The organism is Pseudomonas sp. S2_A02, from assembly GCF_054668495.1.
In genome coordinates this window covers 5,819,175-5,842,413 of record NZ_CP162776.1, presented here as the reverse complement: position 1 = coordinate 5,842,413, position 23,239 = coordinate 5,819,175, and the positions used below count along the sequence as shown (strand labels likewise).

20 protein-coding genes and 3 pseudogenes are annotated in these 23,239 nt (G+C 61.5%); 15 read left to right on the top strand and 8 right to left on the bottom strand.

What is annotated here, in order from left to right; translation table 11 throughout:
- Positions 1-8: 8 nt before the first annotated feature.
- A complete protein-coding gene (locus AB4O41_RS26610) occupies positions 9-554 on the bottom strand; it encodes a cytochrome b (RefSeq protein ID WP_460145320.1) in 546 nt (181 codons plus the stop codon).
- The gene (locus AB4O41_RS26605) at positions 551-1,645 is read right to left on the bottom strand and encodes a catalase family peroxidase (protein ID WP_460145319.1); all 1,095 of its coding nucleotides are present in this window, start codon (positions 1,643-1,645) and stop codon (positions 551-553) included. The genes AB4O41_RS26610 and AB4O41_RS26605 overlap by 4 nt, the downstream gene beginning before the upstream one ends.
- A 163-nt stretch (positions 1,646-1,808) precedes the next feature.
- Between AB4O41_RS26605 and AB4O41_RS26600 the strand changes: the two genes are divergently transcribed.
- Both AB4O41_RS26600 and AB4O41_RS26595 read left to right on the top strand, forming a co-directional pair.
- The gene (locus AB4O41_RS26600) at positions 1,809-2,315 is read left to right on the top strand and encodes an RNA polymerase sigma factor (protein WP_460145318.1); all 507 of its coding nucleotides are present in this window, start codon (positions 1,809-1,811) and stop codon (positions 2,313-2,315) included.
- Entirely contained in the window at positions 2,312-3,064 is a 753-nt protein-coding gene (locus AB4O41_RS26595) for an anti-sigma factor family protein (RefSeq protein WP_460145317.1), read from the top strand. Before AB4O41_RS26600 ends, AB4O41_RS26595 begins: the two co-directional genes overlap by 4 nt.
- 148 nt (positions 3,065-3,212) lie before the next feature.
- Here the strand turns inward: AB4O41_RS26595 and AB4O41_RS26590 are convergent, their stop codons facing one another.
- Entirely contained in the window at positions 3,213-4,049 is an 837-nt protein-coding gene (locus tag AB4O41_RS26590; RefSeq protein WP_007896916.1) for an IclR family transcriptional regulator, read from the bottom strand.
- Positions 4,050-4,293: 244 nt separating this feature from the next.
- On the opposite strand from AB4O41_RS26590, the gene AB4O41_RS26585 reads away from it, so the two are divergent.
- The 9 genes and pseudogenes from AB4O41_RS26585 (at position 4,294) to AB4O41_RS26545 (ending at position 13,024) form a co-directional block, all read left to right on the top strand.
- Complete coding sequence (locus AB4O41_RS26585) at positions 4,294-5,319, top strand: ABC transporter ATP-binding protein (protein WP_460145316.1); 1,026 nt, start codon at positions 4,294-4,296, stop codon at positions 5,317-5,319.
- Entirely contained in the window at positions 5,316-6,203 is an 888-nt protein-coding gene (locus tag AB4O41_RS26580) for an ABC transporter permease (RefSeq protein WP_460145315.1), read from the top strand. The genes AB4O41_RS26585 and AB4O41_RS26580 overlap by 4 nt, the downstream gene beginning before the upstream one ends.
- 6 nt (positions 6,204-6,209) lie before the next feature.
- Positions 6,210-7,004 carry an ABC transporter permease gene (locus tag AB4O41_RS26575; RefSeq protein ID WP_007896923.1) on the top strand — a complete coding sequence of 265 codons (795 nt, stop codon included), beginning with the start codon at positions 6,210-6,212 and terminating at the stop codon, positions 7,002-7,004.
- 7 nt (positions 7,005-7,011) lie between these two features.
- A complete protein-coding gene (locus tag AB4O41_RS26570) occupies positions 7,012-7,302 on the top strand; it encodes a (2Fe-2S)-binding protein (protein ID WP_123720341.1) in 291 nt (96 codons plus the stop codon).
- Between the two features lie 154 nt (positions 7,303-7,456).
- A complete protein-coding gene (locus AB4O41_RS26565) occupies positions 7,457-8,812 on the top strand; it encodes an FAD/NAD(P)-dependent oxidoreductase (RefSeq protein WP_460145314.1) in 1,356 nt (451 codons plus the stop codon).
- Positions 8,809-9,924, top strand: coding sequence for an NAD(P)/FAD-dependent oxidoreductase (locus tag AB4O41_RS26560; protein WP_460145313.1), 1,116 nt, complete (start codon positions 8,809-8,811; stop codon positions 9,922-9,924). Before AB4O41_RS26565 ends, AB4O41_RS26560 begins: the two co-directional genes overlap by 4 nt.
- A gap of 17 nt (positions 9,925-9,941) precedes the next feature.
- Positions 9,942-10,988 (top strand): ABC transporter substrate-binding protein, encoded by a 1,047-nt coding sequence (locus tag AB4O41_RS26555; RefSeq protein ID WP_460145312.1) that lies wholly within the window; start codon positions 9,942-9,944, stop codon positions 10,986-10,988.
- 149 nt (positions 10,989-11,137) lie between these two features.
- A pseudogene (gene zapE, locus AB4O41_RS26550) lies at positions 11,138-11,506 on the top strand (AFG1/ZapE family ATPase); the annotation flags it as partial.
- Between the two features lie 216 nt (positions 11,507-11,722).
- Positions 11,723-13,024 carry a leucine-rich repeat-containing protein kinase family protein gene (locus AB4O41_RS26545; RefSeq protein WP_460145311.1) on the top strand — a complete coding sequence of 434 codons (1,302 nt, stop codon included), beginning with the start codon at positions 11,723-11,725 and terminating at the stop codon, positions 13,022-13,024.
- Between the two features lie 129 nt (positions 13,025-13,153).
- Here the strand turns inward: AB4O41_RS26545 and AB4O41_RS26540 are convergent, their stop codons facing one another.
- Complete coding sequence (locus tag AB4O41_RS26540) at positions 13,154-13,858, bottom strand: YebC/PmpR family DNA-binding transcriptional regulator (RefSeq protein WP_460145310.1); 705 nt, start codon at positions 13,856-13,858, stop codon at positions 13,154-13,156.
- A gap of 231 nt (positions 13,859-14,089) precedes the next feature.
- On the opposite strand from AB4O41_RS26540, the gene AB4O41_RS26535 reads away from it, so the two are divergent.
- On the top strand, positions 14,090-15,514 hold the full coding sequence (locus AB4O41_RS26535; RefSeq protein WP_460145309.1) for a type VI secretion system Vgr family protein: 1,425 nt from the start codon (positions 14,090-14,092) through the stop codon (positions 15,512-15,514).
- Positions 15,515-15,517: 3 nt separating this feature from the next.
- On the opposite strand, the pseudogene AB4O41_RS26530 reads toward AB4O41_RS26535, so the two are convergent.
- A pseudogene (locus AB4O41_RS26530) lies at positions 15,518-15,625 on the bottom strand (hypothetical protein); the annotation flags it as partial.
- A gap of 163 nt (positions 15,626-15,788) precedes the next feature.
- Between AB4O41_RS26530 and AB4O41_RS26525 the strand changes: the two are divergent.
- Entirely contained in the window at positions 15,789-16,337 is a 549-nt protein-coding gene (locus AB4O41_RS26525) for a cytochrome b (protein ID WP_038982411.1), read from the top strand.
- Between the two features lie 180 nt (positions 16,338-16,517).
- Here the strand turns inward: AB4O41_RS26525 and AB4O41_RS26520 are convergent.
- Both AB4O41_RS26520 and AB4O41_RS26515 read right to left on the bottom strand, forming a co-directional pair.
- Positions 16,518-17,449: pseudogene (locus AB4O41_RS26520) on the bottom strand (1-aminocyclopropane-1-carboxylate deaminase/D-cysteine desulfhydrase).
- A 167-nt stretch (positions 17,450-17,616) separates the two neighbouring features.
- Positions 17,617-19,656: a 2,4-dienoyl-CoA reductase FMN-binding domain-containing protein gene (locus AB4O41_RS26515; protein WP_460145308.1), complete on the bottom strand. Its 2,040-nt coding sequence runs from the start codon at positions 19,654-19,656 to the stop codon at positions 17,617-17,619.
- A 208-nt stretch (positions 19,657-19,864) separates the two neighbouring features.
- Here AB4O41_RS26515 and AB4O41_RS26510 point away from each other — a divergent pair, with 208 nt between their 5' ends.
- Together AB4O41_RS26510 and AB4O41_RS26505 are read left to right on the top strand one after the other, a co-directional pair.
- Complete coding sequence (locus AB4O41_RS26510) at positions 19,865-20,995, top strand: carbon-nitrogen hydrolase family protein (RefSeq protein WP_460145307.1); 1,131 nt, start codon at positions 19,865-19,867, stop codon at positions 20,993-20,995.
- Between the two features lie 3 nt (positions 20,996-20,998).
- Positions 20,999-22,039 carry an AraC family transcriptional regulator gene (locus tag AB4O41_RS26505; RefSeq protein WP_460145306.1) on the top strand — a complete coding sequence of 347 codons (1,041 nt, stop codon included), beginning with the start codon at positions 20,999-21,001 and terminating at the stop codon, positions 22,037-22,039.
- A gap of 344 nt (positions 22,040-22,383) precedes the next feature.
- Here the strand turns inward: AB4O41_RS26505 and AB4O41_RS26500 are convergent, their stop codons facing one another.
- On the bottom strand, positions 22,384-23,217 hold the full coding sequence (locus tag AB4O41_RS26500) for a DUF2242 domain-containing protein (RefSeq protein WP_460145305.1): 834 nt from the start codon (positions 23,215-23,217) through the stop codon (positions 22,384-22,386).
- Between the last annotated feature and the right edge of the window lie 22 nt (positions 23,218-23,239).

Sequence of the window (23,239 nt, the reverse complement as noted above, 5' to 3'; positions counted from 1 at the left end):
CCTCCTGATCAGCCGCGATCTTTGCCCCGCAGCATGCTGTTCAGCACATCATCGCGGCGCACCCAACCGTGAAACAACGCCGCCGCCAAATGCAGCAGCACGGTCAGGAACAGCAGATACGCCAGATACCCATGCGCCTTGCGCAGGAACGCAAACACCTGCGCATTCGCCGGCAGAATCGATGGCAACTGCAACGAACTACTGAGCATCACCGGATCGCCGGCCGCCGAAATCATCGCCCAGCCCAGCAGCGGCAAAATCAGCATCAAGGCGTACAGCAAAAAATGCGAAGCCTTGGCCGCGAACGCGTGCCAACCCGGCAGGTCCGCCGGCAGTGGTGGTTGCCGAGTCGAAAAACGCACGGCCAGGCGCACAATCACCAGCAACAGAATCGCAACGCCCAAAGGTTTGTGCAGGTGGATCAGCCACTCATGACGCTCGGACACCGAGGCCGCCATGCCCGCGCCGATAAACAGCATCGAGATGATCATCAGCGCCATCAGCCAGTGCAGCAGCCGCGCCAATGGTGCGAAATGGTTCGGTTGAGCACTCATTGTCGAGACTCCTGTTTGGCGGTGGGCAACTGCTTCACTTCGCTGGTGCGGCGCAGGTAGGAACGGGCGTAACCCGCCGAGCGAGCGGCGAGCAGCGGGTCGTCGGAGCCTTCGATACCGCTGGGCAACACCAGCGGGTCATAGTTGATGTCACGACACTCGCCATCGAGTTGCGGCTGGGTGCTTTCAAGCACCAGCGTGCCGGCATTCAGCACTTTTCGGCCGTCGGGCCAGGCCTTGCTCGCGTCGTTGACCGAGTCCCCGGGGTTCGCCAGGGTGATGTTCAACTGCCAACGCAACGGGCCGGCGGACAAGCGCTGTACCAGATCTTTCTCGAGGAAATCACCGCCCTCGGGGGCCGTTGCACCTGCCGCGTCCTGAGCCACTGGCGTCATGCTCCAACGCACCGCCTGCCGTTGCCCGGCCGCGTTCACCAGGTAAAACGCGTTGACGCTGTTGTAGGTTTCCGTCGCGTAACTGGCCGACGGTTTGGCGGTCTTGACCCAAGTCAGAAACGGCACGGCTTCGGGGTGTGCCGCAAAGAACGCTGGCACAGCCGCCGGGTTCGGTTTGCCGGTAGCCGGATCCGGTGATTGTGCTTGCTGCAACTGATAGAACGCCTCGGGCGTGCCCACCGGGAACACCGGCATGCTGTTCATCCCGGTGCGCCATTGCTGACCGTTGGCCTGGGTGAAACGCAACGCCAGGCTGCGGATCGGCACGCTGTTGTCCGGCGCGTAAGGATTGCCGGCAGGCAGCGCGAAACGCCCGACCACCGGGGTCCGCGCTTCGCTGAACACTTGGGCGCTGGAATACTCGCGTGCCTGGCTGCTGCTCTCGAAATGCCCGATCACGCACACGCCTTTGGCGTGGTTACGACGGAATCCCGGGTGCACGCCGTTGTTTTTCTCCAGCACATTGACCAAGTCTTTCGGCGTCAGGCGCTGTGGGTCGAGTGTGCCGTTGACGTAGGCAAAAGCCCCGGCCAGCGCGGCGACCACCACGGCAATGCCGGTCAGGCGTAACGTCAGGCTCGCGGCGCTCAGCGGTGGCCGGCCAGGCCCCGTTGGCGGTGATGAGCGATCTACCATGAATGACTCCAGGGCCATCGGCCACAAGTGAGAAGAGTCAGGCAGACGAACCGCGTCAGGGTTTATTCCATCGCCCGGTGTTTATTTTTTCAGGCGTGGAATAACCTCGAATGCCGGGCGTCTTCCTGAACACTCACCCAGCGTAGTGACTGGTCAGAACTTCATGAACGATATCGACGAACAACTCAGGGAAGTCATTCCCAGGCTGCGGCGTTTCGCCGTATCGCTGACGCGCAACCCCAGCAGCGCCGATGATCTGGTGCAGGCCTGCCTTGAGCGCGCGCTGTCGAGTTGGGGCGACAAACGTCCCGAGGGCGACTTGCGTGCCTGGCTGTTTTCGATTCTTTATCGGCAGTTTCTCGACGCCTACCGCCGCTCCCGGCGTTATGCGCGGATGCTCGAATTCTTTACCGGCCGTGATGATGCGCAGCCTTCGGCAGAGCGCACAGTGATCGCCCAATCGACCCTGCAAGCCTTCGATCAGCTCAGCACCGAACAGCGCGCGCTGCTGCTCTGGGTATCCGTGGAAGGCTTGAGCTATAAGGAGGTCGCCGAGATTCTCGACGTCCCCATCGGCACCGTGATGTCGCGCCTGTCCCGCGCACGCCAGGCCTTGCGCCAGCTCAGCGACGGCGAAATCACCCACCCTTCTCTGCGGAGACTCAAATGATCAGCATGCCTCCCAGCGAGCGTGACCTGCACGCCTACGTCGATCACCAACTCAGCGATGCCGACCGACATTTGGTGGAAACTTATCTGGCCAACAACGCCGAAGTGGCCGCGCAAGTACGCGCCTGGCAGCACGATGCCCAACAACTGCGCGCGGGATTGAGCGGCGCCTTGCGGCAACCGGCCAACCCGCAACTCGACCCGGCAATGATTCGCCAGCGAGTCAAACGCCAGTCTCGCCGCCATCTGGCCAGTGCTGCGGTGTTGCTGATCGCGGTCAGCCTCGGTGGTCTGAGCGGTTGGCAGGCACGGGAAATGACCCTGGTCAGCGCTCCGTTGCCGATGACCGATGCGATGCAGGCCTACCGGCTGATTGCCCAGCAAGGCATCCTGCCGGCGGACTACAAAGTCAGCGATGACGGCGATATGCAGGGCTGGCTCGATCGGTATTTCAGCCAGGCCCATCGTCTGCCGAACCTGACCGCTGCCGGATACACACCCATCAGCGGGCGGCTGCTCAGCACCGAACAAGGGGCGGCGGCGATGGTGGTATACGAGGATCAAAGCGGGCATAAAGTCAGCTTCTACGTCCGTCCACCCGGGCCGAAAAACACTCTGCTGCCTCGCGGTAGTCGCAGTGATGGTGAGTTGCAGGCCGAGTACTGGTCGGGGGCCGGGTACAACTACGCGATGGTCAGCCCGAGTGACACGCCGGCGGCGCAGATGCTCAAGCAAACTGCGCAGTTCTGATCTCCGGAAGCGGAGACAACACCAATCGAATGTGGGAGCGGGCTTGCTCGCGAAAGCGGAGTATCAGTCGACATTAATGCCGGATGCCAAGCCCTCTTCGCGAGCAAGCCCGCTCCCACAGGGGATTGGTGGAGGCCTGAGATTGTGGTCACCCCTGCCCAAACACTTGCGAAGGCCTTCGCAACAGCGGATCGAACGGATTGATCCGCGGCCCGATCAGCGCGGCTTCACGCTTGAGCATCTCCACCACCGTCGGCAAGCGATCCGGCCCCAGGCGATCGCTGACCGTGGCCACACTCAGCGCCGCCACCGCCCGGCCTTCGCGGTCGAGGATCGGCACGGCCACCCCGGCCATGCCTTGCAATACTCCGGTATTGCGCCCGGCGTAACCAAGGGTGCGCACATTCTCGACTTCCGAACGCAGGAACACTTCGTCGTACAGATGAAAATCCTTGAGCCGCGGCAAGTTGTAATGAATCACCGTGTCGCGTTCCTCTTCCGGCAGAAATGCCAGAATCGCCAGGCTGCCTTGCCCTACGCCGAGCGCCACCCGCCCGCCGATATCACCGGTAAACGTGCGGATCGGAAACGGCCCTTCACTGCGGTCCAGACAGATCGCATCGAAGCCGCTGCGCGCCAGTAAAAACAACGAATCCCCCAACGAAGCCGACAACCGCAGCAATGCCGGCCGCGCCAGTTCGCGCAAGTTGCCGGTGTTGCCGGCGCGGGCCGCCAAGGCAAAAAACTCCAGGCTCAGGCGATAGCGTTTGCTGCGTGCATCCTGCTCGACCATGCCCTCGTCCATCAGGCTGCGCAGCAAGCGGTGGGTGGTCGGTTGCGACAGACCGATGCGTTGGGCCAGTTGGGTGACGCGTTCTCCGCCTTCGACGGTGTCACCCAGACTGCGCAGCACCGCAAATAGCCTTGAGACGGCACCGACACCGACTTCATTTTTGTTTTCATTCCGCTCAATGGAATCAGGCATGTGATTTCTCGACAATAAATTTACTCACTGAATGAAACTGAAAATAGTCATCGCTTCAGTGAAATAGGCCATTGAGCCCATCCTATTCTTCGTCCTACTCTGCGTCTATCAGGGGCGATTCGAACAACAGCGGCAGCCGACAGAAGTCGAGCGCCAACGCACCCCGGTAACATCCTTTTCGTATCTGCCCATACAAAAAAGCGCGCCTTTGGCGACGCATAACAATCTCAGGTGGAGCGCAGTCATGGCCTTCGTGCAACTTGAAAACCTCGGCAAACGTTATGGTGAGATCGACGCGGTCGTCGCCACCAACCTGTCGGTGGAAAAAGGCGAGTTCGTTTCCTTGCTCGGTCCCTCCGGCTGCGGCAAAACCACCACCCTGCAAATGATTGCCGGCTTCGTCGAAGTCAGCAGCGGGCGCATTGTGCTGGACGGTCGTGACATCACCCACGCCAAACCCGCCAGTCGTGGTCTGGGCGTGGTGTTCCAGAGTTACGCGCTGTTCCCGCACATGACCGTGCAAGACAACGTCGCCTTCGGCCTGCGCATGCGCAAAGTGCCCAACGGCGAGTTGCAGCAACGGGTGGATCGGGTGTTGAAACTGGTGCGCTTACACCTGCACGCCGAGCGTTACCCACGAGAACTCTCCGGCGGCCAGCGCCAACGTGTTGCACTGGCCCGGGCGTTGGTGATCGAGCCGCCGGTGTTGCTGCTCGACGAACCGCTGTCCAACCTCGACGCCAATCTGCGTGAAGAGATGCAGTTCGAAATCCGCCGCATCCAGCGTGAGGTCGGCATCACCACACTGATGGTCACCCATGATCAGTCCGAAGCGCTGTCGATCAGCGACCGGGTAGTGGTAATGCAGGCCGGGCGCATCACTCAGATCGACGCGCCCTACACCCTCTACGAACACCCGCGCACCAAGTTCATTTCCGGCTTCGTCGGCAAAGCCAATCTTCTGCCCGGCGAGCGGGACAGCGCTGGCGTTGTGCAGGTCTGCGGTCGTGGCAACGGCGAACTGACCCTGAGCCTGCGCCCGGAAAAAATCGACTTGCTGGATAAAGGTCAGGGCCGTCTGCCAGGCAAGATCGTCAGCCGCTTCTTCCTCGGCAGCCAATGGCTGTACGGCGTATCGACATCGTTGGGCGAACTCAGCGTGGTGCGCCGCAACGACGGTTCGGCCCCCTTGATCGAAGGCACGGCGGTCGGCCTCGATTGGGATGCAACATTGCTGCGGGTGCTGAGTGTCGACGAGGTATCGGCATGAGTACGCTTGCCGCAATCCGCCAAGGACATCAGGGACGTCAGGGACGTCAGGGTTATTGGTTATCCGCACCGGCCCTGGCGTTGTACTTCGGTCTGCTGGTGATCCCGTTGCTGCTGACGCTGGTGCTGTCGTTCAACGTCTTCGACTACAGCTCGGGGATCAACAGCGACGCCTACACCCTCGATCACTACAGCAGCCTGCTGGGCGATCCGTACTTCTACGAGATCTTTCTGCGCACGTTCTGGATCAGCGCCCTGACCACCCTGCTCTGCGTGGTGATCGGCGTGCCCGAGGCCTACATCCTCAGCCGCATGGGCGCGCCGTGGCGCTCGATCTTCCTGATTCTGATCCTCACGCCGTTGCTGATTTCGGTGGTGGTACGTGCCTTCGGCTGGAGCCTGTTGCTCGGCGCCGACGGTCTGGTCAACCAGACCCTGCAAGCCTTTGGTGGGTCGCCGATGAAGCTGCTTTATACGCCGTTCGCGGTGGTGATCGCACTGGTCCACGTGATGCTGCCGTTCATGATCATTCCGGTCTGGACCTCGCTGCAAAAACTCGACCCCGCCGCCGAACAGGCCGCGCTGTCGCTGGGCGCCAGCCACCTCACGGTGATGCGCAAAGTGGTGCTGCCGCAAATCATGCCCGGCGTGCTCTCCGGCACCTTGATCGTGTTCGGCCTCGCGGCCAGTTCATTTGCCATCCCCGGACTGCTCGGCGGACGCCGGATAAAGATGGTCGCCACGCTGATCTACGACCAGTACTTGTCGGAGCTCAACTGGCCGATGGGCGCGGCCATCGCCGTCGCGCTGCTGTTGCTCAACCTGCTGATCATGCTGTCGTGGAACCGGATGATCGAAGGCCGCTACAAGAAGTCATTGGGATAACTCGTCATGTCCAGAAACGGTCCTTTCGCCCTGCTGTTCCATACCCTGGTGGTGCTGTTCATGCTCGCGCCGCTGGTGGTGGTGTGCCTCGTCGCCTTCACCCCGGAAAACACCCTGAGCCTGCCGACTACGGAGTTTTCCCTGCGCTGGTTCCGCGCAGTGTTCGAGCGCGCGGACTTTGTCGATGCGTTCTACAACAGCCTGATCCTGGCGTTCTGCGCCGCCACGCTGGCGACGCTGATCGCGGTGCCGGCAGCCCTGGCAATCACGCGCTTCGAGTTCCCCGGCCGGGACTTTTTCAATGGGCTGTTCCTGTCGCCGATTATCATTCCGCACCTGGTGCTGGGCGTCGCGTTGCTGCGCTTGTTTGCGCTGATGGGCGTCAACGGCAGCTTCGCCTGGCTGATCTTCGCCCATGTGCTGGTGATCACGCCGTATGTGCTGCGTCTGGTATTGGCCTCGGCCATCGGCCTGGACCGCAGCGCCGAACATGCCGCGCAATCCCTGGGCGCTGGACGCTTCACGTTGTTCCGGCAAATCACCTTGCCGATGATTTTGCCGGGGGTCGCCGGTGGCTGGCTGCTGGCGTTCATCAACAGTTTCGATGAGGTCACGTTGTCGATCTTCGTCACCTCGCCGGCCACGCAAACGCTGCCGGTGCGCATGTACGTGTACGCCACCGAATCCATCGATCCAATGATGGCGGCGGTGTCGGCCCTGGTGATTGCGCTGACCGCGCTGACGATGATTCTGCTTGATCGGGTCTACGGCCTGGATCGGGTTCTGGTGGGTAAACAATGAGGGCGCCATGGCTCTGCTGAAACGACTGGCCGAAGGCGACCGCCCGGCCCTGGACTTTACCCTCGACGGCAAGCCTGCCAGTGGCTTGCTCGGCGACACCTTGCTGACCGCCGTACTGACCTGCAGCGAGCACCTGCGCGGCAGCGATTTCAGCGCCGAACCCCGCGCCGGTTTCTGCCTGATGGGCGCCTGCCAGGACTGCTGGGTACGCCTGGGCGACGGCCGCCGGGTGCGCGCCTGCTCAACGCTGCTTGAAGCCGGACAGCACATCAACCGCGAACCTGGGCGATCGGTATGAACACCAACTTTCCCAGCAGAAAACCAATCCCCTGCGGGAGCGAGCCTGCTCGCGAAAGCGGACTGTCTGCCACCACTCATATTGAATGTTCCGCCGTCATCGCGGGCAAGCCCGCTCCCACAGGATTGGGGCGTCGATCACATATGGGGTGGGTATGAAGTCTGTAGTCATCATTGGCGCAGGCCCTGCCGGAATCCGGGCGGCGCAAACTCTCGTTGCCCATGGTGTGCGCCCTGTCCTGCTGGACGAAGCCGCGCGTGGTGGCGGGCAGATTTATCGGCGTCAGCCGGCGAACTTCAAGCGTTCGGCGGTCAAGTTGTATGGCTTCGAAGCACGCAAGGCCAAGGCACTGCATCAGACAATCGACGAACTGCGCGAGCAACTCGATTACCGTCCCGACACGCTAGTGTGGAACGCCGAGACCGACGCGCTCGACACCTTGCATCAGGGCCGCGCCGCACGGCTGGAGTTCTCGCGCGTGATTGTCGCCACGGGCGCCACCGACCGGATCCTGCCCGTGCCAGGCTGGACGTTGCCTGGGGTCTATAGCCTTGGCGCGGCGCAGATTGCCTTGAAGTTTCAAGGCTGTGCCATCGGTGAACGCGTGGTGTTCGCCGGCAGCGGGCCGTTGTTGTATCTGGTGGCGTACCAATACGCCAAGGCCGGCGCCAACGTGATCGCCGTGCTCGATAGTTCGCCCTTCAGCGCTCAGGCCCGCGCCCTGCCCGGCCTGCTGTCGCAACCCTCCACGCTGGCCAAAGGCATTTATTACCGCGCCTGGCTGACCGCCCACGGCATCCCGGTGCACCAGAGCGCTAACTTGAAATGCATCGATGGCGAACACCGCGTGCAATCGATCAACTGGCATAACACAGCAAGCGAACATCGAATCGAATGCGACGCCGTAGCCTTCGCCCACGGCTTGCGCAGTGAAACCCAACTCGCCGATTTGCTCGGCTGCGAATTCACCTGGAACCCGATCAACCGCGCATGGTTGCCGCAGCGCGACAACGCTGGTCGTAGCAGTGTTGCCGAGGTGTACCTGGCCGGTGACGGCGCCGGCATCATGGGCGCCGACGCCGCAGAAATAGCCGGTGAACGGGCAGCCCTGGCGCTGCTCGAAGACATCGGTTACCTGATCCCGCCACAGCGTGTCACCCAACTGGAACAGTCGCTGAACACTATTGGCAGATTCCGCCAAGGCCTGGAGCGCGCCTTTGTCTTCCCCGAAAACTGGGCCACCGACACCACGGATGACCTGATGATCTGCCGCTGCGAAGAGGTGCGCGCCGGGGACATCCGCCAGGTTGTGCGCGAAGGCCATTGGGAGATCAATCGCGTCAAGGCCCATTGCCGGGTCGGCATGGGTCGCTGCCAGGGACGGATGTGTGGCGCCGCCGCAGCGGAAATCATCGCCTGCGAAAGCCAGCGCAACCTGTCCGACATCGGCCGGTTGCGGGCTCAGGCGCCGATCAAACCCCTGCCGTTCGGTCTGGAGGTCGAGCCATGATCGAAGTCGATGCAATCATCATTGGCGGTGGCATTGTCGGGGCCTCAGCCGCCCTGTTTCTAAGCAAGGCCGGTCGCCGCGTCGCGTTGCTGGAGCGGGACTTTTGCGGTTCGCACTCCAGCGGCGTGAACTACGGCGGCGTGCGCCGTCAGGGCCGGCCGCTGTCGCAATTGCCGCTGTCGCAACGGGCTCACGAGATCTGGGGGCAACTGCCGCAGTTGATCGGCATCAACGGCGAGTACCAGCGCAGCGGTCACCTGAAACTCGCCCGCAGTCTCAATGATCTGCACGCCTTGCAGGATTACGCCGCCAGCAGCCAGGGGTTCGGCCTCGATTTGCAGGTACTCGACCGCAATGAGTTGCGCGCACGTTTTCCGTGGGTCGGAGAGGTCGCGGTTGGTGCCTCGTTGTGCCCGGACGACGGCCACGCCAACCCGCGACTGGTGTCTCCGGCCTTCGCGCAAGCAGCGCGTCGGCACGGTGCGCAAATCCATGAACAATGCGCAGTGACGGCAGTTGAACACGACGGTCAGCGCTTTCACGTCAGCACTCAAACCGGCCTCGAGCTTCACGCCCCCTGGCTGCTGAATTGCGCCGGCGCCTGGGCCGGAAAGCTCGCCGCGCAATTCGGCGAAGCGGTGCCAATGCACGCCGGTCACCCGGCAATGCTGGTCACCGAACCGTTGCCACTGGTGATGAATGCCAGCACCGGCGTCGAGGGCGGCGGCATCTATGCCCGTCAGGTCGCTCGCGGCAATTGTGTGTTGGGCGGCGGCCAGGGCTTTGCCCTCGATAACGCCCGCGCCCGGCCTGGACAAAACGCCGTCATCGAGATCCTGCGCCAGGCCGTCGAACTCTACCCGTTTCTTGAAGGTGCCCAGGCGATTCGCACCTGGAGCGGCACCGAAGGTTATCTGCCCGATCGCCAACCGGTGATCGGCCACAGCAGCACTCAACCCGGTCTGTTGCACGCGTTCGGCTTTGCCGGCGCGGGCTTTCAGATCGGACCTGCGGTGGGCCAGGCGCTCACCGAGATCATCTGTAGCGGCGCGTCAAAGACGCCGCTGGATGCGTTTTCCATCACCCGGTTTCACTCCATCTCCGTTGCTTGATAGAGGAAGGTCACGCCATGAATAATTTCAAACGCAGTGCACTGCTCGGTTTTTCTTGCTTGGGCGCCATGCTCACGACCAGCCAGGCCCAGGCCGAACCGACGCTTTACCTGGGCATGAACGGCGGAACCATGGAGCGGCTCTACGCCGACAAGGTGCTGCCGGCCTTCGAGAAAGCCAATAACGTCAACGTGGTGATCGTGCCGGGAACCTCCGCCGATATTCTGGCCAAGGTCCAGGCCAGCAAAGGCAACCCGCAGATGCACGTGATGTTCCTCGACGACGGCATCATGTACCGCGCCATCGCCATGGGCTTGTGCGACAAACTCGAAGACAGCCCGCCCTTGGCGCAGATTCCGGCCAAGGGCCGCATCAAGGATCAAGCCGTGGCGGTCAGCCTCGGGGTCACGGGGCTGGCGTACAACACGCGGCTGTTCAAGGAAAAAGGCTGGAACGCACCGACCTCATGGATGGACATGGCCGACCCGCGCTTCAAGGACAAACTGGTGTTCCAGTCGATGGCCTCGTCGACTTTCGGCCTGCATGGCTTCCTGATGTTCAACCGGATTCAGGGCGGCAGCGAAACCGACGTCGAACCGGGGTTCAAGGCCTGGCCGAACACTGTCGGGCGCAACGTGCTGGAGTACATTCCGAGTTCGGCGAAGATTTCCGAAATGCTCCAGACCGACGAAGCGGCGCTGTTCCCGCTGACGCCGACCCAGGTCACCGCGCTGAAACTCAAGGGCATGCCGGTGGAATATGCGCAGCCGAAGGAAGGCTCCGTGGTGCTCAACGTCGCCGAATGCGCCATCGCCAACAACACCCAACCGGAACTGGCGCAGAAACTCGCCGCTTTCCTGCTGACGCCCGAAGCACAAGCGGCCGCGCTTGAAGACGGCGATCAGATTCCGTCCAACCCGAATACGCCAACCACCGACAAGACCCGCGGTCAGGTCGAGGCGATGAAGCAGTATCTGACGACCGCGATCGCTATCGACTGGGATCAGGTCAACGAACAGCGCCCGGCGTGGAATGCTCGGTGGAATCGCAGTATCGAGCGCTAACCTCGAAGATCAAAAGATCGCAGCTAGAAATTTGAGCGACGAGAATCCTGTGGGAGCGTCGGTACCAGTGGAAGGCAAATTCCCCCTTTGGTTACACTACGCCGCCGCGACTCGGGGAGCCGGCCTTAAGACTACGGGGTGACATCACAGTGGCCGTTCGATCGCCCAACCGTCCGCGACTCTCACCACGCTGGCCCGCGCTACGCCGTTTGTTCGGCAAGGCATTTGCGGCGCCGGCCAGTGGCAGCGCACAGGGCCGGGTGTTCCACGACTACTTCCACCACAAGGCCCATGCCCGGGGTTACACCCTCAGCCATAGCCAGCAGCGAGTGATCGATTGCATGGCACAGCATGCTTCGGCGCTGCTGGGCGCATCAGCCCCTACACTCCCCGGTCTTTACCTCTATGGTGCAGTCGGGCGCGGCAAGAGCTGGCTGCTCGACGGTTTTTTCCAGGGCATCCCCATCGTGAAAAAACAGCGCCTGCACTTCCATGAGTTTTTTGCGCACCAGTCATTGCGCGAAAGCCTGGGTGGCGATGCTATCGACCTGGCGCGCACGCGCAGTCGGTTGGGGCAGTTGGTGGAGGTCAGGGATCTGGCTTGACCGCAAGGTTTGTGGTGCAGCACCGGCCTGCTCGCGATGGCGGCCTGACAGATAACACAACTTTCCCGCTATCATGTCGCCCATTTCCAGGCCCTCACGCCCTCCTCCTGATCAATAGCGAACTTGCCCATGGATACCCTCGCACAACTGCGCGCCGGCCAACTGTCGGGCATCACCCGCCTGGATCTGTCCTGCGGCCTGACCGAGTTCCCCCGGGAAATCTTCGACCTGGCGGACTCGCTCGAAGTACTCAACCTCAGCGGCAACGCCTTGCGCAGCCTGCCGGACGATCTGCACCGCCTGACCCGTTTACGCGTGCTGTTCTGCTCGGACAATCAGTTCACCGAACTGCCCGCTTGCCTTGGCCAGTGCACCGCGCTGACGATGATCGGTTTCAAGGCCAACGCCATCGAAAACGTGCCGGGCGCCGCCCTGCCGCCGCTGTTGCGTTGGCTGATCCTGACCGACAACCGCCTCATGGATCTGCCGACCGAACTGGGTGAACGCCCGCATCTGCAAAAGCTCATGCTCGCCGGCAACCGGTTACAACGCTTACCCGAGAGCCTGAGCCGTTGCCATCGACTCGAACTGATCCGCATCGCCGCCAATCAGCTCACCGAGCTTCCCGAGTGGCTGCTGACCCTGCCGAGTCTGACCTGGCTGGCGTTCGCCGGTAACCCGCTGGAAACCGAAGCCGATGCCGCCGCCCTCGAAGCCACGGCGAGCATTCCGTGGTCCCAACTGAGCCTGGAGAAAAAACTCGGCGAAGGCGCGTCGGGGGTTATTCATCAGGCGTTGTGGGAGCAGACGAAACAGGTCGCGGTAAAACTCTACAAAGGCGAGATGACCAGCGATGGCTCACCGCTGCACGAAATGAACGCCTGCATCACCGCAGGCATCCACCCCAACCTGATCCGGGTCGAAGGGCGGATCGCCGGCCATCCGCAAGCCAAGGCTGGGCTGGTGATGCAACTGATCGATCCGAGTTACCGCAACCTGGCCGGGCTGCCGAGCCTGGCGTCCTGCACCCGCGACGTCTACGCCGACGATACCCGGTTCAGCGCTGACGTGGCGCTGCGCATCGCCAGTGGCATTGCTTCAGTGGCCGAACATCTGCACCGCCAAGGCATCACTCACGGCGACCTCTATGGTCACAACATTCTGTGGAACGAGCACGGTGACTGTCTGTTGGGAGACTTTGGGGCCGCGTCTTTCCATGCCACTTCGGACAGCCTTGAAAGCCGCGCACTGCAGCGGATCGAGGTGCGGGCGTTCGGGGTGCTGCTGGGGGAATTGCTGGCGCGGATCGACTCGGGGCTGAGCGATGAAGGGCGTGAGGCGTTAGAGGCATTGCAACAGCGCTGCTGTCAGCCGGATGTGCTGGCGCGGCCGGGGTTCAGCGAGGTTGTGCGGGAATTGAATAGCTGGTGACCGCTGCGCGGTCAATCGCGAGCAGGCTCGCTCCCACAATTGATCTGTGGCGTTCACAAATCTCCTGTGGGAGCGAGCCTGCTCGCGATGACGGCCTGTCAGGCAACAGAACATCAATGACACACAGATTTAACCCGCCAACCCGACAAACATGTCCTGCACGTCATCGTGGTTATCGAGGCCTTCGAGGAATGCTTCGACTTCTGCCATCTGCTCATCGCTCAAACCACTGACCGGGTTCTTCGGCTGGTAACCCAACTTGGCCGACAACACGGTGAAACCCTGCTCCGGCAGCGCTTTCTGGACCGCATCCAGGTCCGCAGGTTCGGTCAGGAACAGCGTCGCGCCGTCTTCACCCGGTTCGAAATCCTGGGCACCGGCTTCGATCGCAGCCATTTCCGGATCGGCTTCAGGGCTGTCCGGGGACGCCTCGATCATGCCGACGTGGTTGAAGTCCCAGGCCACCGAACCAGAAGCGCCCAACTGGCCCTTACGGAACGCGACGCGGATTTCAGCGACGGTGCGGTTGATGTTATCAGTCACGCATTCAACGATCAGCGGCACCTGATGCGGTGCGAACCCTTCATACGTCACGCGATGATATTGCACGGTTTCGCCCAACAGGCCCGCGCCTTTCTTGATCGCGCGATCCAGGGTTTCCTTGGGCATCGAGGCTTTCTTGGCCTGTTCGACCACCAGACGCAGGTGTGCGTTGGTGGCGGTATCGGCACCGTTGCGGGCAGCGATGGTGATTTCTTTCACCAGTTTGCCGAAAATCTTGCCCTTGGCGTTAGATGCCGCTTCTTTGTGTTTAACCTTCCACTGTGCGCCCATTACTCACTCTCTTGATCTGTGGCGCCGAGACATCTATTGGCCGACGCATGGCGCAAGTTTATACGGCCTAAAGATGCCAATCGACCAAAAAATCCAAGATCTTCACCCCGTGACGAATCGACATCTTCACCAGTGTTTGTAGGGCGATTCTGAAAAGTCGATTTGCGGTGACGCTTCAGGGCTGTGGTTTCGTACCCTCTGCGCCCATCCTCCCTGGCAGAAGCGCGCTCGATGCACAACGACAAGGAAAGCCCCTTCACCCTGACACTCCTCGACGGCGATTTGAGTCTGCAGGTGTTGCAGTTCAGTGGCCGTGAAGGTCTCAACCAGCCCTATCGATTCGACATCGACGTGATCGGCCTCGCCCCGGCGATGCACCCCAACCAATGGCTGCAACAACCGGCGTTTTTGCGGTTGGCGGGTGACAACGGCATTCACGGCGTGATCCACAGCGTCCGCCGCGAGTATCGCGGCCCGCACCGGGTCGGCTACTCCCTGGTATTGACGCCCCATCTTCAACAACTTCACCTGCACAGCTCGCGTCGGGTGTTTCATCGTCTCAGCGTGCCCGCGATCGTGCGCCAGTTGCTGGAGGAGCATCAGCTGCCCGAGCACAGCTACCGCTTCGAACTGGCAAACGGGTGTTACCCACCCCGACCTTTTTGCATTCAGTACGATGAGAGCGATCTGGCCTTCTTGCAGCGGCTGTGTGAAGAAGAAGGCATCCACTATCACTTCGAACATCAGCATGACGGGCACGTGCTGGTGCTGGCCGATGACAGCCTGAGTTTCCCTCAGGAACCGCTGCTGATGCCGTTCCATGACGACGCATTCAACGACTCCGTCTTGCCGGTGATCAGCGAACTGCTCCAGCGCCATGACCCGGACCTCGCCCCTGCACGATGGGAGGCAAAAAACCGCGGCGCGCAGATGGTCGGCGACGGAGCGGCCAACCACCCGCTTACCAGAACGGCGCCGATGACGGCACGCCCCGCGCCCGATCAGCTGCATCACGACCAGCTCAGCCGCCGACGGCTGGAACGCCTGCGTTGCCAGCACCGGCAGATCCACGGCCAAAGCAACCAGAGTGAACTGTGCAGTGGACAGATCCTGCAAGTGGCGCAGCACCCGCTCTCGAGTTTCAACGATCAGTGGCTGCTCACCGACATCCAGCACCAAGGACAGCAGCCGTCGATTCTCACCGAGGACCAGCCCGGCAGTGCCCGGCGCTACAGCAATCAGTTCACTGCCATTCCCTGGTCAACGGTGTTCAGGCCGGCGCTCAAACACGCCAGGCCGAGCATTCCGGGCTATCAGATCGCCCGAGTGCTGGGCCCCATCGGGCAACCGGCAGCGCTCGATGATCAGGGCCGGATACAGATCAGGCTATGGCCGACACCGGCGTTCGCGGTGGATGAAGCCGACGGTTTCTGGCTACCGGTCGCCTTCGCAACGCCGGACGGCCGGATCGATCCGTCCAGATTGCCCATGGCCGGCACCGAGGTGTTGGTCAGCTTTCTCGACAGCGACCCGGACCGGCCAGTGCTGTGTGCCGGCATGGGTCATACCCAGCCTTCCCGGCCCATTCCGGAGCCACGTCGCGATGGCCGTCTGCTGCTCGATTGGCTGGTCAACCGCTCGGACCTCGCACCCTGAGCATTACCCCTTATCAGCCTTGCCCGCCGCCGCGGCAAACTTCGCTAGCCGCACGTCGAGGTGCCGTGGCCGATGCCCGTGATCCTCGGCGCGCTCCTCACGAAAAAGCGCCGGTACCTTTAACGGAACTGGCGCTTTTTTGTGGCCGATCACTTGATCTGGAGCATTAAACAGCCCATTGCCCGCAGGCAAATCCAGCCAAACAGGATTACAGTGACTACACACCGTCGAACAAGAACGGTGACTTCAGACCAGACCCGTGAGGAAACACCGTATGCCCTGGAAGAATTCCGAATCACGCTACAGCACTGTATCGATCGCGTTGCACTGGTTGATGCTGGTTCTGCTAATAGTGGTTTACGCCTGCATCGAATTGCGCGGGATATTCCCCAAAGGCAGTGGCGGCCGGACGCTGATCAAGGAAGCGCATTTCATGCTCGGCTTGACGGTGTTCGTGCTGGTCTGGCTGCGTCTGTTCGCCCGCAGCCTGGGGCCGGCACCGCAGATCTTCCCCGCCTCGCCTCGTTGGCAAACCCTGCTCGCCAAACTGATGCATTGGGCGCTGTATATTTTCATGATCACCATGCCGATTCTGGGCTGGCTGATTACCAGCGCCGAGGGGCATCAGGTGATGTTCTATGGCATCGATCTGCCGTTGCTGATCGAAGAAAACAAACCGCTGGCCAAGCAGCTTGAGGGCTGGCATGTGCTCGGCGGGACGATCGGTTATTGGCTGATCGGCCTGCACGCCGTGGCTGGGCTTTATCACCATTATGTGGTGCGCGATAACACCTTGCTGCGCATGATGCCCAAGCGCGGTTGAGCTCGGCTACCGAAACCACTGATATCTGTGGTCAGAAGGCTTGCCCTAATGCTGGTAAGTCGCAGAACCTGTGGGAGCGTGGCTTGCCCGCGAAGAACGATGACGCGTAATACCCTGAAAAACCGCGGTGCATTTTTCGCGGCAAGCCACGCGCCCACAGGATTTTCGTCGCTCAAATTCTTAGCCCTCTCGCCGTGAACTGAAACCCTGGCGGCCCTGCAAGCCGCCGGTGTGGATGAAGATCAGCCGCGTGCCCCGGGCAAATTTACCCGCCTCGACTTGCTGCTTGAGCGCCAGCAGCGCTTTGCCGGTGTACAGCGGCTCGAGAGGAATGCCGCTGGCCTGTTCGGCCTGCTCGATGAACGCAAGCAACGGCGGATCGACTTTGGCAAAACCGCCACAGCTGGCGTCCAGCAGTTCATAGGCGGGATCGATCAGTCCGGCTTCTTGCACAATCCTCTCGACCTGCTGCGCTACGCCATGATCGTCAGGCACCGCCAGCGCGCCATGCACCGGATGCTCACCCGCCTCGGCCAGAACCAGCCCAGCCAGGGTCGTGCCCGTTCCGCAGGCCAGCCACCAACCGTCGTAGTGGCTCCAGCCCAGACCGCTCAGTTGCTCGCACGCCAGAGTCATCAATTGCCCGCAGCCCTTCGCCCCAAGCAAGCCGCCGCCACCTTCCGGCACTGGATGTAGCGCGGGGTATTGCTCCCGCCATGGCTGCCAGAAACCCGGTTCATGCCGCGCTCGATAACCGCCATAACCCAACCAATGCAAGTGCATGCCGAACGCTTGCAAGTCCTTCACCGTCGGGGTGTCTTGCGGATGCCCGCGCAGCAGGCCGACCGTGGTGAAACCGAAGCGTTTGCCCGCTGCGGCCAATGCATGGAGATGGTTGGAATGAGCACCGCCCAGGCTGATGATGCCTTGGGCGCCGCTCTGATCGGCGGCTTTCAGGTGTTCGATGAGTTTGAACCATTTGTTGCCGCTGATCAGCGGGTCGATCTGGTCCAGACGCAGGATTGCTACTTCGATGCCGGCGGTGGTGAGCCAGTCGAGGTGAAGGGGTTCGAGGGGGCTTGGGGTAGCCAATCGTCGGGTGGGAGAAGCATCGAGTGCCAGCTCTGGGAAAGAAGCTGGCATCTTAGCAGCCTTGAGGATGCCATCGCGGGCAAGCCCGCTCCCACAGTTTCTATGCTGTTCATGCATTTTGTGAACAACGCAAATCCCTGTGGGAGCGGGCTTGCCCGCGATGGCCATTGGCACGCTGGGCCTGCTGTTACAACTCAGCCGCCAACCGCGAACCCTGGTTGATCGCGCGTTTGGCATCCAGCTCCGCCGCTACGTCCGCGCCGCCAATCAAATGCACGTTCTGCCCGGCCGCGACCAGACCGTCCTGCAACTCACGCAACGGATCCTGCCCGGCGCAGATCACGATGTTATCTATCGGCAGCACCTGCGGTTCGCCGCTTTCACCGATGCGGATGTGCAGGCCTTCGTCGTCGATCTTCAGGTACTCGACGCTGTTGAGCATCTGCACCTGCTTGTTCTTCAGACCCGTGCGGTGAATCCAGCCAGTGGTTTTGCCCAGGCCGTCGCCGACCTTGGATGTCTTGCGTTGCAGCAGGAACACTTCACGGGCCGGTGCATGCGGTTCAGCCTTGATCCCAGCAACGCCACCGCGCGCTTCGAGGTGTGTATCGATGCCCCACTCCTTCCAGAACGCTTCGCGGTCCTGACTGGTGGCCACGCCTTCGTGAACGAGGAATTCCGACACGTCGAAACCAATACCGCCGGCGCCGATCACCGCGACGCGCTTGCCCACCGGTTTGCGCTCGAGGATCACGTCCAGGTAGCTCAGCACCTTGGCGTGTTCGACGCCCGGAATCGCCGGCACCCGTGGCGCGATGCCGGTCGCCAGGATGATTTCGTCGTAACCGCCCTCGACCAGCTGCGCCACATCCACACGGGTGTTCAGGCACAGCTCGACATTGGTGGTCTGCAATTTGCGGCTGAAGTAGCGCAGGGTTTCGAAAAACTCTTCCTTACCCGGCACGCGCTTGGCGATGTTGAACTGGCCGCCGATTTCGCTGGCCGAATCGAACAAAGTCACTTGATGACCACGTTCAGCAGCCACGGTCGCGGCGGACAGACCGGCAGGGCCGGCACCGACCACCGCGATTTTCTTGATCTGCTGCACCGGCAGGTAGTTGAGTTCGGTTTCATGGCAGGCCCGCGGGTTCACCAGGCAACTGGTCAACTTGCCGCCAAAGGTGTGATCCAGGCACGCCTGGTTGCAACCGATGCAGGTGTTGATTTCATCGCCACGACCGGCCGCAGCCTTGTTGACGAAATCCGGGTCGGCGAGGAACGGCCGCGCCATGGACACCATGTCGGCATCGCCTTCGGCTAGAATCTGCTCGGCGACTTCCGGGGTATTGATGCGGTTGGTGGTGATCAGCGGAATTCCTACCTCCCCACGCAGCTTGGCCGTGACCTTGCTGAACGCCGCACGTGGCACCTTGGTGGCGATGGTCGGAATCCGCGCTTCGTGCCAGCCGATTCCGGTGTTGATGATCGTCGCACCGGCTTGCTCGATGGCCTTGGCCAATAGCACGATCTCTTCCCAGCTGCTGCCGCCTTCCACCAGATCGAGCATCGACAGGCGGAAGATAATGATGAAGTTCGGGCCGACCGCTTCGCGCACCCGGCGGACGATTTCTACCGGCAGGCGCATGCGGTTTTCGTAAGCGCCGCCCCAGCGGTCAGTGCGATGGTTGGTGTGGGCCGCAAGGAACTGGTTAATGAAATAACCTTCGGAGCCCATGATCTCGACGCCGTCGTACTCGGCTTTTTGCGCCAGGGTCGAGCAAGTGACGAAATCGCTGATTTGTTTCTCGATGCCTTCCTCGTCCAACTCTTTAGGCTTGAACGGGTTGATCGGCGCCTGGATCGCGCTCGGTGCCACTTGTTTCGGGCTGTAGGCATAACGTCCGGCATGAAGAATCTGCATGCAGATCTTGCCGCCCGCCTCGTGCACTGCTCGGGTGACGATCAGGTGTTTAAGCGCCTCTTCCTCGGTGGTCAGTTTGGCCGCGCCGGAGTAAACCCCGCCCTCATCGTTCGGGCCAATACCGCCGGTAACCATCAGGCCTACACCGCCACGGGCACGCTCGGCGAAATATGCAGCCATGCGCTCGAAACCGCCGGGCTTCTCCTCAAGGCCTGTGTGCATCGAGCCCATCAGGGTGCGGTTGCGCAACGTGGTAAAACCCAGGTCCAGCGGGGCCAACAGGTGCGGGTAATGAGCGGCGGCCATCGGTAACTCCACAACGAGCGATCACGGAAAAAATGCAGGAGCTCTTCGGCCCCGTCAGTCATGTTCGACAGACTAAGAGTCGCACTGCTGTCACTCAATGACCGTAACTGACAACTTATTGATCCAAATGTGCAGCGCCCCTTGGCAAGCGCAGACATGGGCCCTACCCTAGTCGCGAACCCTGCACACGGCCGTTGACTGTTTCCCCATGCGCAAACTTTTGTACCTGACCTTCTCCATGGCGTTGATCGCCGCTCTCACGACCTACGCAATGTGGGCCGCGGACCGTCCGGTGGGTCATTACCTGTCGGACCTGCGCATCAGTCTCGCGGTCGATCAGGGCACTCCCGCCGATCGCGGCAATCTGCTGGGTATCCAGCCCGAGCTGTTCCCCACCGACTACCAAAGTCCCGAACGCCTGCACCGCAAGCTCGCGGCTTACTTGCAGAAGGCTCAGGATCAGGGTCTGCTGAATGAAAAGACCATCGTCGTGCTGCCCGAACATGTCGGCACCTGGCTGATGATCAGCGGCGAGAAAGACGAGTTGTACCAGGCCACTACGCTCAAGGAAGCCATGAACTGGCTGGCGGTGAGCAACCCGTTGCAGTTCATCCGCGCCCTGATCAGCGCCGAAGGCGGTAGCCGCCTCGACGACGCGCACTTGCGGATGAAAGCCAAGAAAATGGCCAGGGATTACCAGGCGCTGTTCGGCGGCCTGGCGAAAGACTTCCACGTAACCCTGGTGGCCGGTTCCATCGTGCTGCCCGAGCCGAGTGTCAGCGACGGTACCCTGAAGATTGGCCGCGGTGCCCTGTACAACAGCAGCGTAGTGTTCGGTCGCGACGGTTTGCCGATTGGCCAGCCGCAGCGGCAAATGCACCCGACTTTCGCTGGGCACGACACTGTCGAAGCCAATTCCGAACACACGATCAACGTCGTCGATACACCAGCCGGACGCCTGGGCGTGCTGATCGGCAGCGACAGTTGGTATCCGGACAACTATCGCAAACTCGACGATCAAGGCGCGCAACTGGTGGCGGTCCCGGCGTTCGTCGTCGGGCGCGGGTCTTGGGATCAACCGTGGCGCGGCTACAAAGGCCAGTCCACACCGAGCTCTGTGAGCCTCAAGGCTGGCGAACTCAGTGAAGGTCAGGCCTGGCATCGGCTGACGCTGATTGCCCAACCGGCCGGCAGCCAGACCATCGCCGGCATGAGCGTGTTTCTGCGCGGTCAATTCTGGGACAAGGGCAGCGCCGGTCAAAGCTTCCTCAGCAGCAACGGGCAACACTTTGCCGACGGCAATGCCCGGGGCGCGCGTTTGCTGAATCTCTGGCTGTAAGCAATGAAACCGCAGCCGATGCGCCTCGGGGATTTGTCGGTGGGCTTCGTCCATAGCCTGGCCGACGCCGTGCGCAGCCATGGCCTGGACCCACAACCGTTGCTCGAACAGTACGGCCTCGACGCCGCGCGACTGGCCGAGGCCGGCGCCCGTCTCTCGATCCCGCGCTACATGCGTCTGGGTCACGGCGCCATTCAACTGACCGACGACCCGGCACTGGGTTTGCGCATGGGCCAGCTCAGTCGCCTGAGCCAGGCCGGCCTGGCCGGAGTCACCGCCGCCCAGGCCCCCACCGTGCGGGAAGCGGCGCGCTGCCTGATTCGCTTCGAAGCGCTGTACGGCTCCAACTATCGCGGCCAGTCGAGCTTTCATGAAAACGCCCAAGGCGCCTGGCTGCGGTTCTATTCCATCAGCCCCTACAACGCCTACAACCGCTTCGTGGTGGATTCGATCATCGCTGGTTGGTTGCAGCAGTTGTCCAGCGTAAGCCCTACCCCGCTACGCGCCGAACGGATCGAGATCGAATTTGCAGCGCCGGATTACCGCGAGGCGTACGCCGTGTTGGGGGATTGTCCGATTCAGTTTGGTGCCGAACAGAATCAACTGCGCCTGAGCCTGGACAGCCTCGCCCAGCGCAATCCGGAACACTGCCCGAGCACCTGGCGGCACCTGCTGCAACTGTGTGAACGGGAACTGGAGCAACTGACACGCACCCGCAGCCTTCGTGAACGCATCACTCAGCTACTGGGGCCGTTGCTCAATGGTGGTCGGGAACCCGACCTGGAAGAAGTGGCGGCACGCCTGAAGCTGCCAACCTGGACGTTGCGTCGCAAACTCGCCGAGGAAGGCACGCAATTTCGCGCAATTCTCAACGACACACGCCGCGACCTCGCCATGACCTACATCCGCGACACCGAACTGGCGTTCGGGGAAATCGCCTACCTGCTGGGGTTTGCCTCAGCTGAAGCCTTTCAACGGGCCTTCAAACGCTGGAACGGCCAGACCCCCGGCGAGTTTCGCCGCAGTCATCGCCAATCCGCGTAAGACTTACAACTCTGTAGCGTCTTCGGCCGGTTCCAGCGGGTCCAGTTCAAACGCCTGATACTCGAGCAGTTCTTCTTGATAATCGTCCATTATTAAACCCCCATCGCCTGTTGAAAAAATCGTCTGAATAAATGACCAGCGCCCTGAGCATAAAGTGCCCATATGAAAGAAAAATGACGCTGGCACGACACTACGTCGCTACTGAATAAAACGTAGCAGGTGGTCAGGAATTTATCACAGGAATTTTTCGATACGAGCCGTAGGAATACAGCTCGATTTGATGTGGATCAATCTTGGAAGGTGTTACGGGATCGGAGTCGTCTGACCCGATCCGTAACATCCCATTACTGGGCGGAGACAGGCATGGCCGAGATTGGCTCGCTCGGAGGGGGCATGCTGCTTGAGTCCGCCGATGGAGTCGCCGTTTGCGCAGACGAAGTCGGCTCACTGCCCTGCTCCGGGGTAATCGGCGCCGTTTCAGCAGGTGGCACAACAGGCTCCGAACTGGCTGGTGCGGGTTCAGCTGCCGGCGCTGGAGCAGGCGCCGGTTCTGCCGCCGGGGTCGGCGCCAACTGAGCCGGCGCAGGCTTGGCTTCAGGCACACCCAGATCAGTCTTTGGCTTCTCGATAATGTGCGCGGCTTTCTTCGCTTCCGGCGGCAGGAACAACTCGACCAGAGCAAAGAAACGCTCGTAGAACTTGGCCGAGGACACGGTTTCACTGGCGACCTTGACCATCGAGTCGTCGGACGAGCCGATAGGCATCGATACCGAGCCCAACACACCCACACCGAGGCTGGCGGAGTTGTTGGTCTTCTTCAGCGCATAACGGTCCTGAAGAGCGTTAGCGAACATGGTCGCGTGGTGCCCTTCGCTGCCGTCATCGGCACAGACCACACTGAAGCTGATCTCCATGTGGGTCTCGCCAGTCTGCTGGAAGCTCTTGTGTCCACTGACCAGTTTCGGATCGGCGCTGGTGATGATGTAACCCTGGCTGAGCAAAGCCCGACGGGCGGCCTCGCAGGTTTGCGCATCGGTCACCGGGTAATTGCGCGAGAACGTTCCGGAATCGTCGAAGTTCTCATGCTCGTAGATGGCGGCCTTCTTCGACGAACAACCGGCAGCGGCGGCCAGCACCAAGGCCAGCCCGACAACACGCATGGGAATTGATTTAAACATTGAACATCCTGAGGAAAACGGT

Excerpts from the sequence above, each read along its gene's own strand:
- AB4O41_RS26585 (WP_460145316.1), top strand. The coding sequence starts at position 4,294 with ATGGCCTTCGTGCAACTTGAAAACCTCGGCAAACGTTATGGTGAGATC.
- AB4O41_RS26560 (WP_460145313.1), top strand. The coding sequence starts at position 8,809 with ATGATCGAAGTCGATGCAATCATCATTGGCGGTGGCATTGTCGGGGCC.
- AB4O41_RS26580 (WP_460145315.1), top strand. The coding sequence starts at position 5,316 with ATGAGTACGCTTGCCGCAATCCGCCAAGGACATCAGGGACGTCAGGGA.
- AB4O41_RS26505 (WP_460145306.1), top strand. The coding sequence starts at position 20,999 with ATGAAACCGCAGCCGATGCGCCTCGGGGATTTGTCGGTGGGCTTCGTC.
- AB4O41_RS26600 (WP_460145318.1), top strand. The coding sequence starts at position 1,809 with ATGAACGATATCGACGAACAACTCAGGGAAGTCATTCCCAGGCTGCGG.
- AB4O41_RS26510 (WP_460145307.1), top strand. The coding sequence starts at position 19,865 with ATGCGCAAACTTTTGTACCTGACCTTCTCCATGGCGTTGATCGCCGCT.
- AB4O41_RS26575 (WP_007896923.1), top strand. The coding sequence starts at position 6,210 with ATGTCCAGAAACGGTCCTTTCGCCCTGCTGTTCCATACCCTGGTGGTG.
- AB4O41_RS26555 (WP_460145312.1), top strand. The coding sequence starts at position 9,942 with ATGAATAATTTCAAACGCAGTGCACTGCTCGGTTTTTCTTGCTTGGGC.
- AB4O41_RS26545 (WP_460145311.1), top strand. The coding sequence starts at position 11,723 with ATGGATACCCTCGCACAACTGCGCGCCGGCCAACTGTCGGGCATCACC.
- AB4O41_RS26500 (WP_460145305.1), bottom strand. The coding sequence starts at position 23,217 with ATGTTTAAATCAATTCCCATGCGTGTTGTCGGGCTGGCCTTGGTGCTG.
- AB4O41_RS26565 (WP_460145314.1), top strand. The coding sequence starts at position 7,457 with ATGAAGTCTGTAGTCATCATTGGCGCAGGCCCTGCCGGAATCCGGGCG.
- AB4O41_RS26595 (WP_460145317.1), top strand. The coding sequence starts at position 2,312 with ATGATCAGCATGCCTCCCAGCGAGCGTGACCTGCACGCCTACGTCGAT.
- AB4O41_RS26605 (WP_460145319.1), bottom strand. The coding sequence starts at position 1,645 with ATGGTAGATCGCTCATCACCGCCAACGGGGCCTGGCCGGCCACCGCTG.
- AB4O41_RS26610 (WP_460145320.1), bottom strand. The coding sequence starts at position 554 with ATGAGTGCTCAACCGAACCATTTCGCACCATTGGCGCGGCTGCTGCAC.
- AB4O41_RS26540 (WP_460145310.1), bottom strand. The coding sequence starts at position 13,858 with ATGGGCGCACAGTGGAAGGTTAAACACAAAGAAGCGGCATCTAACGCC.
- AB4O41_RS26525 (WP_038982411.1), top strand. The coding sequence starts at position 15,789 with ATGCCCTGGAAGAATTCCGAATCACGCTACAGCACTGTATCGATCGCG.
- AB4O41_RS26515 (WP_460145308.1), bottom strand. The coding sequence starts at position 19,656 with ATGGCCGCCGCTCATTACCCGCACCTGTTGGCCCCGCTGGACCTGGGT.
- AB4O41_RS26590 (WP_007896916.1), bottom strand. The coding sequence starts at position 4,049 with ATGCCTGATTCCATTGAGCGGAATGAAAACAAAAATGAAGTCGGTGTC.
- AB4O41_RS26535 (WP_460145309.1), top strand. The coding sequence starts at position 14,090 with ATGCACAACGACAAGGAAAGCCCCTTCACCCTGACACTCCTCGACGGC.
- AB4O41_RS26570 (WP_123720341.1), top strand. The coding sequence starts at position 7,012 with ATGGCTCTGCTGAAACGACTGGCCGAAGGCGACCGCCCGGCCCTGGAC.